8 protein-coding genes are annotated in these 15479 nt (G+C 49.5%); 6 read left to right on the top strand and 2 right to left on the bottom strand.

What is annotated here, in order from left to right; translation table 11 throughout:
- Positions 1 to 88 precede the first annotated feature (88 nt).
- Complete coding sequence (locus tag D328_RS28930; RefSeq protein WP_018885160.1) at positions 89 to 5695, top strand: S-layer homology domain-containing protein; 5607 nt, start codon at positions 89 to 91, stop codon at positions 5693 to 5695.
- Between the two features lie 133 nt (positions 5696 to 5828).
- Here D328_RS28930 and D328_RS0111500 read toward each other — a convergent pair whose 3' ends face one another.
- Positions 5829 to 6398 (bottom strand): hypothetical protein, encoded by a 570-nt coding sequence (locus D328_RS0111500; protein WP_018885159.1) that lies wholly within the window; start codon positions 6396 to 6398, stop codon positions 5829 to 5831.
- 158 nt (positions 6399 to 6556) lie between these two features.
- On the opposite strand from D328_RS0111500, the gene D328_RS0111495 reads away from it, so the two are divergent.
- Positions 6557 to 7378, top strand: coding sequence for a hypothetical protein (locus tag D328_RS0111495; RefSeq protein WP_018885158.1), 822 nt, complete (start codon positions 6557 to 6559; stop codon positions 7376 to 7378).
- A gap of 182 nt (positions 7379 to 7560) precedes the next feature.
- Positions 7561 to 8460 (top strand): heme o synthase, encoded by a 900-nt coding sequence (gene cyoE, locus D328_RS0111490; RefSeq protein WP_267879789.1) that lies wholly within the window; start codon positions 7561 to 7563, stop codon positions 8458 to 8460.
- A 249-nt stretch (positions 8461 to 8709) separates the two neighbouring features.
- Here the strand turns inward: cyoE and D328_RS0111485 are convergent, their stop codons facing one another.
- Positions 8710 to 9561: a DUF6612 family protein gene (locus tag D328_RS0111485; protein ID WP_018885156.1), complete on the bottom strand. Its 852-nt coding sequence runs from the start codon at positions 9559 to 9561 to the stop codon at positions 8710 to 8712.
- 335 nt (positions 9562 to 9896) lie between these two features.
- Here D328_RS0111485 and D328_RS0111480 point away from each other — a divergent pair, with 335 nt between their 5' ends.
- The 3 genes from D328_RS0111480 to D328_RS0111470 all read left to right on the top strand — a co-directional run bounded on the left by D328_RS0111480 (position 9897) and on the right by D328_RS0111470 (position 15318).
- Positions 9897 to 10820, top strand: a complete 924-nt coding sequence (locus tag D328_RS0111480; protein ID WP_081625264.1) for an NAD(P)-dependent oxidoreductase — start codon at positions 9897 to 9899, stop codon at positions 10818 to 10820.
- Positions 10821 to 11218: 398 nt separating this feature from the next.
- Positions 11219 to 12187 (top strand): hypothetical protein, encoded by a 969-nt coding sequence (locus D328_RS0111475; RefSeq protein WP_018885154.1) that lies wholly within the window; start codon positions 11219 to 11221, stop codon positions 12185 to 12187.
- Positions 12188 to 12720: 533 nt separating this feature from the next.
- A complete protein-coding gene (locus tag D328_RS0111470; RefSeq protein ID WP_018885153.1) occupies positions 12721 to 15318 on the top strand; it encodes a rhamnogalacturonan lyase in 2598 nt (865 codons plus the stop codon).
- The last annotated feature ends 161 nt before the right edge of the window (positions 15319 to 15479 follow it).

Genomic DNA, 15479 nt, shown 5'->3' with positions numbered 1-15479 from the left:
TGTACAAGCTGTATAGCCTGGACAGGCTCCATACAGGCTCAGACATATTGTAAGCGCATGCCAACTACAATGAATGGGAGTTGAATGAATGTACAGCAAGCAATCAAGGCAAGCAAGATTATGGAGACAAGTGAGGGAGGCCAAGGCCATACAACGGTCCTTCCAATGGATGCTTATCTTCATCGTCATGATTACCGGAGCGATCCCGGCGGGACTCTTCGCAGATCGGGCATCGGCTGCTGGTGGCACCCTTACGGTGGATCAGGCTCTTGCGATGACTCCAGATGATTCTACGATATCCATTGAAGGATATGTCGTTGGCTTCTACGCAGGCACAGGCAATGTGAAGCAGACTCAGCCTTATGGCGGGGACACCAATGTAGCTATTGCAGCAAGTCCTGGCGAGACCGATGTAAGCAAGATGATGCCAGTGCAGCTTCCTACAGGTGTACGAAGCGAATTCGGCCTCGTATCTAAGCCTAGTATTTTTCAACAAAAAATTCTGATAAGCAACGGAACGTTCACCACCTATTTCAGCACCAAGGGAATTCGTTCCACCGGAGCTACAACCTTTGCTGTAGTTGACAGTACACCGGCTAATCAGGTGGCATCCGTGACGGCCTCGCCGCCTTCTGGCCCAGTTCCAGTCAATACAGAGGTGTATTTGAGTACAGTTACGAATGATGCATATATCTATTACAGCACGGAATCAGGTCCTAATGCCCAATTCTCACTCTTTAATGGACCGATTACCGTAACAACGGACACGTACATCCAAGCCTATGCAGGCAAGGATGGCTTGGACCCAAGCCCGATTGCAAGCTTCCAGTACACGATTGCAGATACTACTCCAGTAAGTATCACAGACGCGAGAGCCAAGGCTGAGAATGCCCCGGTTGCTGTACGTGGAATTGTAACCTACCGTGAGGTGTCTGGCGGTCAGACGAACTATTATATCCAGGACCAGGGTGCAGGTATCGTCATTCGAGCCAGCGAATCTGCCGTTGAAGTCGGCGATCGCATCGAGGCTTACGGCCCCTTGACAATCTTCAATGGTCTGCTTCAGATTGAAGTGAACAAGAGTGGCTTCGCTGGCGGCTATGTGAGTGTCACGGAGCGTGATCAGGATCTGCCGACACCACTTCTGCTAACCTCAGCTGACTTTGCTCGTGCGAGCGATGGTAGCAAAGGTCCTGGTGGGCGCTATGAGGGCATGCTAGTAGAGCTTAGCACTACTGAGATTGCTCGCAGTAATAGCACAACCTTCTATGGTAAAGACACACACAGTGCGGAAGAGATGACGATCTACGCCAAGAATGCCCCTACAGTTCTTGCAGTGGGTAAGACATACGAGCGTATTACTGGTGTAATGACCTACCATACAAGCTATGGTTTGGAATTGCTACCACGGGATGCGTCCGACGTGATCGAACGTCTACTGTCTGTACAAGCCAGTGTTCCGACAGGGGGTATTGTCAAGGGTGGATCCGTTGAACTGACTTCTCCGAAGACAGGCGCTACGATCTATTACACACTGAACGGGGAAGAGCCTACCCTGCAATCTACTTTGTATACAGGCCCTATTGTTATTGAGGAAGACGCTACCGTCAAGGCTATTGCTGTTATGAACAGCGAAATCAGCAGCACTTATACGTTTACTTATAAGGTCCTTCCATCCCTGGATGGTCTGCGTATCCATGATATTCAGGGCGAATCCCATTCCTCATTATTCAATGGGTTTGAGGTAAGGGGTGTAGAAGGGATTGTTACCTCCGTATCCGGTAGCTCCTTCACGATGCAGGAATATCCTGGTCTGGAGGATAACAATGATGCTACCTCTGAAGCGATTCAAGTATATCGTCCATCTCATGGCGTGACCGTGGGAACACCAGTGAAGGTGAGCGGTCAGGTGAAGGAATACGAGCCTGCTGCGAACGAACTGAGCATCACTCAGATTGTAGCTACAGATATTCAGAAGGAGAACACGACTGTACCATTACCTACACCAGTAGTAATAGGAGCGGGTGGGCGGACCTTGCCAAATGTCATTGATTCCGACAGTCTGCAGGTCTTCAATCCAGAGCAGGATGCTATTGATTTCTATGAAAGTCTGGAAAGCATGCGCGTACAAGTGAACCAACCAACGATTGTGGGTCCATACTCCAGTGAGCCAGGACTGGCAGTTGTGGTGGACAATGAGCCCAATAACCCGCTCCGCACACCAGCAGGAGGAGTTATTCTCCGTGGAGACGGCTCAGGTCAATTCGAGAGCTCTCTAAATCCGCAACGGATCTTCATTAACAAGAAGCCGTCTGTGGCTGTGAAGACGGGTGATAAGCTGAATGGTTCCGTCACAGGCGTCTTGACCTATGCCAATGGGAATTTCAAGATTCAGCCAGAGGGTAACCTTCCAGCTGTCATTCCAAGTGATCTAGGTCAGGCTGTTACTACGATTGCCCCAGCTGAAGACAAGCTGACGGTAGCCACGTTCAATGTAGAGAACTTCAGCAAGAAGGATGCAGCCAGAGCACAGAAGATTGCTGCAATTATTGTGAATAATCTCAAGCAGCCAGACATCATAGGTGTCATGGAGGTTCAAGACAACGACGGCGATACGAATAGTGGAAATACAGCAGCGGACCAAAGCTTCCAGACCCTGATCGACGCGATTCGGAATCAAGGCGGCGTTGACTACAGCTATACGGATATTGCCCCAGTGAACAACCTGGATGGAGGGGCACCTGGAGCGAACATCCGGGTAGGCTTCCTGTATAACCCTGACCGTGTAAGTCTGACAGGCAATGCCGGGAAGGGCGATGCTGCAACACCAGTTGAGGTGAACACAGATGGTACTCTGTCGCTGAATCCGGGACGGATTGCACCTGGTGATGAAGCGTTCGCCAGCTCACGTAAGCCATTGGCTGCGGAGTTCCAATTCAAGGATGAGCGGGTAGTTGTTATCGCTAACCACTTTAATTCCAAGGGTGGCGATCTGAAGCCATATGGCAGTGTGCAGCCTGTTGTACGGAGCAGTGAGGTGCAGCGTGCGAAGCAGGCGACGATCGTGAATGGCTTCATTAAGCAATTGGTGGACCGCGATCCGAACGTCAGAGTCGTAGCACTGGGTGACTTTAATGATTTCCAATTCTCCAGAACATTGCATCTGCTGAAGGGTCAAGAGCTTACGAATCTGGTAGATCAGCTTCCAGAAGAGAAGCGTTACTCGTATATTTATGACGGTAACTCCCAGACTCTGGATCATATTCTGACCGATCGTAAGACGGCTAAGGCAGCGGCTATTGAGGTTGTACATGTGAATGCGGATTTCGAGCAGGCTCATGGGCGAGTAAGTGACCACGATCCGTTGCTCGCGCAGTTGTCCTTCGAGGATCTTCCGCAGGATGGAGATTACAAGCTGCGTGTGCTTCATACGAACGATACACATGCCCATCTTGACAATGTGCCTCGTCGTATTACAGCGATTAACGAGCATCGCAATGACAACACCCTGCTTGTCGATGCCGGGGATGTATTCTCAGGTACACTGTATTTCAACCTGTTCAATGGATTAGCCGATCTACGCTTCATGAATCTGTCGGGATATGATGCGATGACGTTCGGTAATCATGAGTTCGACAAAGGACCAGCTTTATTGGCAGACTTCATCAAGAAGGCTGAATTCCCGTTTGTGAGCTCGAACATTGATTTTACAGCTGAGCCTAGCTTGTCTGGGCTGTACCGTAACGAGATTGGTCAGCCAGCAGCCAAGGCTACGATCTATCCAGCCATCATCAAGGAGGTCGAAGGCGAGAAGATTGGTATTTTCGGTCTGACGACACCGGATACCGTATCTCTGGCCTCACCTGGTGAGCATCTTGTATTCAAGAATCAAGTAGCAAGCGCCAATGCTACGGTAGATATGCTTAAGCAAGAGGGTGTCAACAAGATTATCGCTGTCTCTCATCTGGGTTACACGGTAGATCTGGAGCTGGCGCAGGCTGTACAAGGCATTGATATTATTGTGGGTGGACATTCTCATACGAAGCTGTCCGAGCCTGTGGTAGTGAATGAGCAAGCCGAGCCGACGTTGATTGTGCAGACAGGTGAATACAATCAATCCCTTGGACAATTGGATGTGACCTTTAATGAAGAGGGCGTATTACAGACATGGGGAGGCTCCTTACTGAACCTGGATCAGAAGGACGGCTCCGGAGCTTACGTCTACAAGGATGACCCGGAAGCAGCTGCCATTCTGTCTGAATATGCTCCTCAGCTTGACGAATTCAAGAAAACGATTGTAGGAAGCTCTGAGGTGTTCCTTGACGGTGAGCGGGGAAGTGTCCGCAAGAAGGAGACCAATCTAGGCAATCTGATGACTGACGGTATGCTGGCTAAAGTCAAAAGCATCGTTCAAGCGAATGATGTGAAAGGCTATGTAGCCATTCAGAATGGCGGAGGTATTCGTGCATCCTTGCCTCAGGGAGACATTACCTTGGGTGGGCTGCTGACCATGATGCCATTCGGCAACAATCTTACAGCGCTCAAGATGACAGGTAAGGAAATTACAGCCGCTCTGGAGAATGGTGTCAGCGGAGTAGAATCTGGAGAAGGACGTTTCCCGCAAGTATCCGGACTCCGCTTCTACTATGACTCGACCAAGAAGGGTGAGAAGATCGACGCTACAACTGGACAAGTGACACAGGTAGGCGAGCGTGTCCGCCGTGTTCAGATCCAAAATGCGAATGGCACGTATAGCAATATTGATCCTAATGCTTTCTATATTGTAGCTACGAATTCTTTCATGGCTGACGGTGGTGACTTCTACCGCTCCATGAAGGCAGCGAAGGCAGATCAGCGTCATTATGAGCTGAACCTTGTCGATTACGAGGTGTTCCTGGAGCAACTGGATCGGGTAGGTGTCGTGAAGCAAGGGGTGGAAGGGCGCATCATTGATCTTAAGGGAGGTCCTCTTCCTGGCGGTGGCTCCAGCAGTGGCGGCTCCGACGATATCGATGGAAATACCCCGGGTGGCAGCTCCGGCGGTGGAGGGGCTCCAACGCCTACTCAACCAACAACACCAGAGCCAACAACACCGGAACAGCCGACAACGCCAGAGGTTCCTGGTGATAACACAACTCCACCAGTCTCTAATGTGAACTTCTCGGATACGGCAAGTCACTGGGCAAGAGAAGCTGTTCAAAAGGCAGTAGCACTTGGAATTGTAAATGGCTATGAAAATGGCGAATTCCGTCCTAATGCAAAAGCAAGCCGGGCAGAATTTGTGGTTATGCTGGCGCGAGCATTAAGGCTTGAGGCTAGCAGCAATAACCTTTCCTTCCAGGATGCCAACAACATTCCGGCCTGGTCCCGTTCATATGTGGCCCAAGCAGTGCAAATGGGCATCATTAGCGGATATGAGGACGGAACCTTCCGCCCAGCCGCGAACATGAACCGGACAGAAATGACAGTAATGCTGGTTAGGGCACTTGGTCTGACGGTGGACCCGGCAGCGAAGCCGACATTCACCGATGCAGGCCGCATCCCAGCATGGGCAGCTTCATATGTAGCTGCTGCGGTAGATGCAGGTCTCGTACAGGGTGCTGGCAACAATCAGTTCAATCCACTGGCAGAAGCTACTCGTGCCGAAGTGGTAACCTTGCTTCTGAACGCCCTTGAGGCGCGTCAAGCACAATAAGCTTAAGGGAGCTCATTTCGTCTAAGGCATAACAACAACAGGATTGCATTCGTAAGCTCACTGCTTGCGAGGCAATCCTGTTTGTTATTTACAAGCTATTACTTGAAAATGAGCTGCTAAGGATCATCCTCCATTAAAGTGCCTTCAACGCATGATCGAGTTGGACGGCTGTATCGAGCGTGGCAGGATTATCCGTCTCCTCTGCATTGTACCAGTACAGAATCAGGACATTCTTGTGTTCGATAGCTGCTGGCTTTTTGATTGGGAGATTGGCGGTCTGTTCGTTGAAGTTGGCTAATCCCTCCTGCCGAGCCTGCTCGGAATCGAAGACATAGATGGTGACGATCTCGTTGTTCTCTGGCTGATCAGCCGAGCCATTGAGCGTATTTCTCTGTGGCTCTACATCATTCAGCACCCAGTCGTTTTCCTGCGAAGCAGCAGTAAGCTCCAGCCCTTGAGCCTGGATGGCTTGTTGGACCTGGTCCAGCGTTAAGATCGCAGCTTGTCCGGTGTTCGTATCCTCAGTTCCGTCAGGAGTGCCTGGCTCTGGTGTTGCCTCATTATCGGGAGTCTGGCCATCGGGCTCAGTTACGACCTCCTGTCCACTTCCTGTGTCCTCCTGTGCGGGTTCTGTACCTGAATTGGAGCATGCAGCTACGAGAAGTAGATCAGCTACGAGCATAAGACGAGCGAACCATTTCATAAAATATAACCTCCTGAGATATATAGAAAAGTTATGTTCTCATTAACCGATTTTTTATCATTCCAAACGTATACCTTAGCACGTGATGTCAAATTGACCGAGGGTAGATAATATTCTATAATCCTTTCATATGAATTTGTTTGAGGGAGGAGAATTCGTTGGAAGACAAGGTATTGTCGAACAGCACGAATCTGGACACCCTGGTAAACATGATTGAATTAGCACTTTCTTTCGAGGATTGGAGCACGATGATTATGCATGCGGATCATCTTGCATCTGTGGCGGGTAAGGCATACCAGCTGCAGCAGCGCTTCCGAAAGGATGGTGTACATCCCAAGAGATTGCAGATGAAACAGCCCCTGGTACATTACTATGGCTACAGCCATATGATGAAGGGGGTTGCATACAAGAGGATGGGCGAGTATGGATTGGCGAGAGATTGTATAAGTGCCTTTTCCCACCTCGATTGGTTCGATGATCCGAAGGAATCGGAGTGCCATATAAGAAAGCGTTTTCGATCTATAGCGAGATTACAGCTGCTGGAGCTTGACCTTCTGTCTGGTCGTATTGATAAGCTTTATGAATATACACAAGTTTTGCTTGAGCACAAGCCAGACATCCTCCCTGGTCTCGTCACCCTAATCCGCATAGCTAACCTACACCATCTGCTCATTGACGACCTGCTGCCTCTTCTGGCACAATCTATTTCGCTAATGAATCCTGCCCAAATGCTTAAGCATTTATCGGATTATCATATGTACCTATTAGAGCTTATTAAATATAATGCTTCGCGTCATCGGTTTGGACAAGTGGTGGAGCATGTCCTAGAGCTGCTCTCCTCGGCCATTCAGCATAATAGTGGAAATGACTTCAAGAAAAGCGTCGGGCTGTTCGAGCAATATAGAATACATGCCTCGAAGAATCACATTCAGCAGTATCAGGAGCTTGTAGAATCTGCACTTAAGGAAGTACTGGTATAGATTGAAAGAAATCATTGCTCGTCATGGACAACATAAATGTGAATGCTGAGTAAGCCGATTGCAGAATAACTGTAATCGGCTCTTGGTATTTCTCCTGTCATTGGCAGTGGTGAATGCGATGAATTAGGGTACATTATCTATAGGGGGTAGGAGGCTCGTCAAAGTTCTGGTACAATGATATTTTGCGTTGCAGGACTAATTGTCATCAGGAGGATTTTTACAAAGTGATAAAGGACATGATAAGTCTAACCAAGCCTAGGCTGCTGCAGTTAAATGTATTTGCCTCCTTGGCCGGCTTCTGGATTGCTTCACGCTGGTCGCTGGATTGGGGCATTATGCTCTGGATGCTGATCGGTACTACCCTAACGATTGCTTCGGCCTGCGTAATGAACAATTATTGGGACTATGAGCTGGATCAGCGAATGGAACGAACGCGGGAGCGTGCTGAGCCCATTGATCGACTTTCCTTACCATTTGTCTTCGGATATAGTATTGTGCTCGGGGTCATCGGGATCGGAATTTTGTTCTTACTCGTGAATCCCGTCACAGGCTTGCTGGGACTGCTTGCCTGGTTCGTTTATGTGGTAGTGTATACAATGTGGCTGAAGCGCAGCTCCACCTGGAGCACCTCTATTGGTGGAATTGCTGGCTCCATGCCTCCGGTGATGGGCTATTGTGCTGTTCGTGGAGAGGTTGATCTGGGTGCATGGCTCCTGTTCATCTTTTTGTTTCTGTGGCAGCCCGCGCACTTCTGGTCCCTTGGCATTCGTCGGGTTGAGGAATATCGGGTAGCTGGCTTTCCACTTCTGCCTGTCGTAAAGGGCGTCCGTCGTACGAAGCTGCAAATGATTCCCTATGTACTTCTGCTAATACCTGCTGGCATTTTACTTTTCGTATATGGCTATACCGGATATATTTTCTTGGTGGTGTCGGTCATTGGCGGCGTGGCATGGCTGGTGCATACCATCAGCGGACTTCGCGTTCAGGAGAATGAGCGCTGGGCCAAGGTGAATTTCATGTTCTCCGTCAATTATCTAATGATCATGTTCATTCTCATGGTAGTCGATACGCCACGCCTGTAGTGCTTATTTACTCTTCGTTAAACTTATGCTTCTTAAGAAGCATTCTTTCAGAAAGCTTTTAGCTACGCTTCTCCAGCACGCTTCTGCACGCTTCATTATCGTTTGTTGTTGAATTGCTTCGTATATAACGACTAGTAAGGTGCAGGAGGTTTGTTCATGATAATCTAATTTGCACTTGTAGCATGAAATCCATACAACAAAACCTCCTGCACCTTGACTAAGGTACAGGAGGTTTTGTTCGTGTTGATCTTATTGTGCGCTGTCGATAACCTCTTGCGGGATCGAAATAGCTTCCACCTCGTTAAGCTTGGAGAAGGTAGCGTCCATGGCCATGCTCATATCAAGTGATTGCCCATCCATGCTCATGTCCATCTGCATTTTGACAGTGGAGCTAAGTGGGAAATAGGTCTTTTTATCAATCAGATAGCTGATCTCCATACTCTTCAGGTTCATTTGCTGCAGCATCGCCGATAGCTGTTCGTCGGCAGCACCACTTTGACTCAGAAATTTCTCGGCCAAGGCTTTTACGTTATCGCCAGAAATCTTGGCTTCCATGAAGTATTGTCCATCCTTCTCGGAGACGTTAACTTCGTCAAGGATCGAGCTGAGCTGCTTCAGCTGCTCCTCAGGATTCCCTTGTGCTTTCATCTGTTCAACCAGTTTTGTAATGGTCGCATCAGGCAGCTTCATCCACGTTCCGGCATTTTCCATGTAGGCAGCTTTTTCGGTAATGTACTGCTTCATGGTTGTTTTCTCGGCAACACCAGGCATTTCGGTAACAATCTCCGAATAGACGCCAAGTGGCTCACCTACATAATCCATGTCAATAGTCATATTGAGCTTCTGATCCTGTGTATTCTCACCAGCTGTGATCTTCATGTCTTGGTTGATGCTGCTTTGCATGTGGAAGCTCTTCAGATTGGCTCCCTCACTAGCAACCTTCTCGATCAATTCCTGAGCTGTTGGCAATGCCTCTGCTTGAGTAGCTGTACCTGTACCTGCGGCCGGAGCCGCCTCTTGTGGAGCAGCGCTGTTGCTACCACATGCGGTGATGCTGATCGCCGCGAGCAACCCCACTGCAATTGATGTCCATTTCTTCACAATTATACCCCCTAATGTAGTTAGGGATTCTGCTTGTGTCGTGTAACACTTCTTTATTCCAGACTGCCTTCATGGTAATAGCAATAAAAGAAAACACAGAACCCTCTTTATTCAGTACTGCATAATGGTTATGCAAATACTCAATACACCTAATCATAACCAATATTGGCGAAATATGCAGGAGTCTTAATTCCTAACATGGAATGTATTGTTTGCACACCAAATTAATCATACTTTTTTTCAAAATCAGGAATAATGTCCTAGAAACAGACTTTTAGTATGTATTTTTTGTAAGCTATAATAGCATCAGGACAGCTCTGCTTTCACAAAAGAACATGATGTGGGATGATGAAGGCACAGGAAGGGGTAGGGATATGGGATTGGAGCCAGGAAAGACGGTTGTTGGTTTTATTGGTATTGGTGTCATGGGGAAAAGCATGGCTGGGCATATCAGGCGGGCCGGATATGAGCTGCATGTGTACACAAGGACAGCTGCAAAGGCGCAGGAGCTGATTGAGCTGGGTGCTGTGTGGCAGGAATCGCCTGCACATCTTGCGGAGATCTGTGACGTGATCATCACGATGATTGGCTATCCCAAGGATGTGGAAGAGGTATATCTGGGGACAGAGGGGCTGGTCCAGCATGCCAAGAAAGGTGCTTATCTCATTGACATGACGACCTCCAGTCCACTTCTGGCTGCGCGGATTCATGAAGCTGCAGCAGCGAGGGGATTGTATGCACTGGATGCTCCCGTATCCGGTGGAGATATTGGAGCACGGGACGCGAGACTGTCCATCATGTGCGGTGGTGCGGAGGATGACTTCGCAGCCGTGCTGCCGATCTTGGAGCTTATGGGAGCCAATGTGGTGCTACAAGGTAAGCCAGGAGCAGGACAGCACACGAAGATGTGCAATCAGATTGCCATCGCAGCGGGAATGATTGGTGTGTGTGAAGCGCTGGCTTATGCACGTACTGCTGGTCTGGACCCGGCGCAGGTACTGAAAAGCATCGAATCCGGGGCTGCGGGTAGCTGGTCGTTAAGCAATCTCGGCCCGCGGATGATCGCGGGTGATTTTGAGCCGGGCTTTTATGTGAAGCATTTTATCAAGGATATGGGGATCGCCCTTGAGGCTGCCAAAGAGATGAAGCTGGAGACACCGGGCCTGGCTCTGGCAGAATCTCTCTATCGCGAGTTGGCTGCTCTGGGCTATGAGGAGAAGGGCACGCAGGTGCTCTATAAGCGCTGGTTCCAGGACTAGACTAGTGACTTGACCGGCACCTTAACCAGTATCGAGATCAAGTGTGAGTGTAGAGTCGCTGCAAGCGGGGAGCCTTTTTCGATGCGAAATTAGATTCGCTCAAGGTACTGCTATAGGATTATTCAATAATCGCTAAGCTACAACTGTACGCCTTGGAGGGCTGTGAATAGTCTCCAGGGCGTTTTGAATTTCTACTATTTCGCAATTGCATAAATATGAAATGAACCAGAGACTGAGTACGAATAGATGACTTCAGCTAATAAGGGGAATTGGTACAAAGTTCTTAAAAAAAGGCTACCACAAGCTGATATGATTTGTCGCCGCATTGTACTATGATGCAATAAGTGCATTATTTGTAAGAGACTACATAAGAAGACATAGAGGAGTGGGTATTTGTTTTGAAGACAGGACATCAGGATCACAGCACAGTACACCAATCAAGCCTAATGGACAGATTCAGAGGCAGTGTCAGCTTGAAGCTGCTCATGATCGGATTAATCATCGTTCTGCTGAATGCATGCGGTAGTGGTAAAGGTAGTGGTGATGGACAGACGCTCGACAGTCCGAATATCGACAGTGATATCCAGGTCGGGCAGGAGACAGGTCAGCCGGCTACTAATGATACGAAGACAGAAGACGGGGCAAGTGAGACGACTGGAACGCAAGCAGCTGAAGACACAGCTACAGACTCAGGGACGGCCAGTCCCGCTGGACATCTCGGATTAGAGACCTCGCAGGAGGAGCTGGGCTCGTATGTGGATGAGCATGGCTTCATTCGCATTAAGGAGCATCCCATCCGTCGAGTGAAGGTGCAGGATACGGGCAACATCACTGTAGCCAATTTCGGGGATTCAGTAGTCAATGTAGAGACAGAGGAGGCCATCCATCCGAATTCAGAGCAATATATTCAGGATGCGTACACATTCTTCACAACAGGGCTTGCACCAGAGGAGACCTATAAGACATGGAACGAGGCCTCTAATACGGAGAGAGCGCTGGTGAAGGTACTATTTTTGTCGAGAGAAGGATTGCTGATCCTGGAGGAGGCTCAGCGGACCAACGACTTCACCAGTGAGTCGGCGCGTAATTCGCTTCGATTCTTCCAGGAAGCTTCTTCTTTGGATTCGTGGCTGCCTAGCGGGATAACCTCCTCGGACACGATTATGTTCACGAAGTATGACACGCTAACCAAGCCTGCCTGGGCGAAGCTGGCCGCAATTCAAGATCCGGCAGCACAGCCTGAAGCATTCGCAGCAGCCTACCAAGAGGCAAGAGCAGAGACTAACAATATCATGGGGCTTCTCAATATATTCCTGTCGCCGAATGCACAGGAGCGTCTGGACAAGCTGGATAATGGCAGCAAATAGAATCTATTCAGGTTGAACGCGTAAAATTAAGAAAAAGGAGGGCAACAGAGAAGTGTGAAATGGGAAGAGAGACCGCTGTATGCTCTCTTTCATTCTTCAATAATAGAGTCATAACTTGGCTGGCTAGGATGATCTAGTCAGCTCTTCTTTTTTGGCCACCTCTATGCTCGGGGGTCTTAGTTGATCCGCATATTCACTTGCTTCCTTAGTAGCTAGTATCACCGATTCGATCCACTCATCCAATCCAATTATAGATTGTTCGCTTTCGTCTTATAACGATGGATGCAGGAGCTTTATGAACTAGCTTCTCAGCATAACACCTCAAAGGTCGAATCATTGAAGAAATGGTACGGATTTTTGAACACTGTGGATAGAGGACAGAAATTATAATAATAAATGGTAATTCAGTATGGCGTGGTAGGGAGGCGCGCACCAGCAGATTGGCAGCATCTATTTTTGTAAGCGCAAACATTTAACGATTGTTCAGAATGAATGTACCTTGGACCATGACTACACTTGGAAGGAGACTGTACATGAAGAAGCGAACAAAAGGAGCTGCGCAAAAAATAGCGATCATTGCTGTAAGCGCAATCATGATTGTGACTGGTGTGGGAGCCGGGGGGCAACCGGCAGCAGCCAGCACCGAGGGGGCTGGGGAGACAAGGATGAAGCAGATGGAATATCTGAACCGTGGACTAGTCGCGGCCACAACGCCGGACGGAGCATTCTTAAGCTGGCGTCTGCTCGCGGATGAAGCTACGGGCCATACAGCATCTGGTCTTAGCGGACCGGGCTTCTATGTATACCGGAACGGTGAGCGGATTGCTTATGTCACGGACAGCACTAATTATCTGGACCGTGAGGGAACACCGGAGTCTCAATATTCCGTATCTGCTGTCGTATATGGAGCGGAAGCTGATCCAACGGGCACTACAGAGGATGTGTATGGCCTAGAGCTGGAGAGAAGTCCTGTAGTACAGCCTTGGGATGGCGAGTACATGGACCTGCCACTGAAGAAGCCGGCCGATGGCGTTACGCCAGCAGGAGAATCCTATACTTACTCGGCTAATGATATGAGTGTGGGAGACGTGGACGGTGATGGAGAATACGAATTGTTCGTGAAATGGGATCCATCCAATGCCAAGGATGTGTCCCAGAAGGGCTACACGGGGAATACTTACATTGATGCCTATCGCTTGGATGGCACCCTGCTGTACCGTATTGATCTGGGGAAGAATATTCGTTCAGGCGCCCATTATACACAATTCATGGTCTATGATTTTGACGGGGACGGGAAGGCAGAGCTAATGTTCAAGACGGCCCCGGGCACGCAGGTCATTCCTTATGATGCGCAAGGTCGTGCAGGCAAGGCGCGTTATATCACGATGCCCAAAGCAGATCTCAAAGCAGGCTATAGTCATAAGGATGACTACCGCATGAGTGCGGAGGATTACTATGAGCATGTCGTGAACATGTTCATGAACTGGCATCGTCATGAGGAGGTCCTTAACGGGAACTGGCCAGCAACTCTGGAGGAGAGCTTCGGAATCGAGCCTCGATACAACTATCCACTCTCTCGTGCAGACGCTGAGAGCCTGGCTGACTATTTCATAGATGAATACGCTCCTTCCCGGAGTACTCGCAATGAATTGCGAAGCTTCGAGGGCTTCATCCTGGAGGGACCAGAATATCTGAGTGTATTCGAAGGACTTACAGGCAAGGAGCTACAGACGATTCCGTTCAAGGTAGGACGTCATGATGATGGTCTAATGTGGGGAGATTATGCCATGAGCCGTATCGAACCGGGTAACCGGGTAGACCGTTTTCTGGCAGGAGTGGCCTATCTGGATGGCGAGCATCCATCGGCTGTCTTCGCACGCGGCTATTACACACGTTCGACGCTGGTAGCGTACCGTTGGGATGGTGAGCGTCTGAAGGAGGATTGGCTGGTGGATAGCGGCTGGACACCGATGAGCAATCCTTTCAATGACGGACCGCATGGTGTTAATGGCACGGACCCTGAGTTCGGAACACTGACGACCCAAGGCGCCCATTCTCTCAGCGTGGCGGATGTAGATGGTGATGGCAAGCATGAGATTATTTATGGCTCGGCTACGATTGATCATGATGGCTCCCTGCTCTATAGCTCCATGGATGTCATGCCTCCAGAGAGCGCCACGCCAGGGACGACAGCACGGCTCGGACATGGAGATGCGTTGCATGTCGCTGACATAGATCCGGATCGTCCGGGGCTGGAGATCTTCATGGTGCATGAGGGGGGCTCCTATGCTCCGTATGGCTATTCCCTGCGGGATGCCCGGACCGGTGAAGTCATCTACGGAGGATATACAGGCAGGGATACTGGACGTGGCATGGTCGGGGATGTAGATCCTTCGCATCGTGGTCTGGAGACCTGGGCTGTCCAGCTTCGTACCGCCGATGGGCAGCAGATTAGTACTTCTATTCCGGGTACGAACATGAATATCAAGTGGGCCGCTAACATGACGACACAGATTGTGAATGGCTCCCTGGAGAACACACCAACTATCGAGGACTGGCAACGGGGAACGTTGCTGACAGCAACAGGAACACGCACCAATAATCACACGAAGGGTACGCCCTCTCTTGTAGCTGACATCTTCGGTGATTGGCGAGAGGAGCTGCTTGTGCGCACAGCCGATAGCTCGGCCATCCGTATTTATATGAGCACCGAGTTAACGGATCGAAAGCTGTATACACTCATGCATGATGCGCAATACCGAACAGGAATTGCATGGCAGAATTCGGGCTATAATCAGCCATCCTATCCAAGCTTCTATTTTGCTTCAGATACGGAGTGGTCTGAGGTGCCGCTTCCACAGCTGCGGGCTCCGGGAGCACTGCATGGAATGGGGGAGGCGTTGAAGCAATTCAAGGCTGATGGTGAAGTAGATGAGAAGGTGTCCCGTAAGCTGGAGCAGCGTCTGACCCAGGCACAGCGACAGCTGGATCGAGGGGAGCTTGGCAAGGCTGAGGAGCATGTGCAGCAGATGATCCGATTGCTGGAGAAAAGTAAGAAGCCGCAGGATATCTCCGTGCGTGCTGAGCATGGCTTGCTTCGATACACGAATATGTTCTTGGGTTCGAACTAGATCGGGAACGTATTCATGTGACCCGACCCTGATCGCTTCATGATTCGTTAATATCTTCCGGTAGATATGGCCTTGTGCCATGATCTGCCGGAAGTTTTTTTGCAATTTCGGACGAAGCTACTGGCAAATGCAGAAAATCATAAAAATATGGGGTATATTAA

Origin of the sequence: Paenibacillus massiliensis 2301065 = DSM 16942, assembly GCF_000377505.1 — a bacterium.
Lineage (GTDB): Bacteria > Bacillota > Bacilli > Paenibacillales > Paenibacillaceae > Paenibacillus > Paenibacillus massiliensis.
This window is presented reverse-complemented; position numbering and strand designations above follow the sequence as displayed.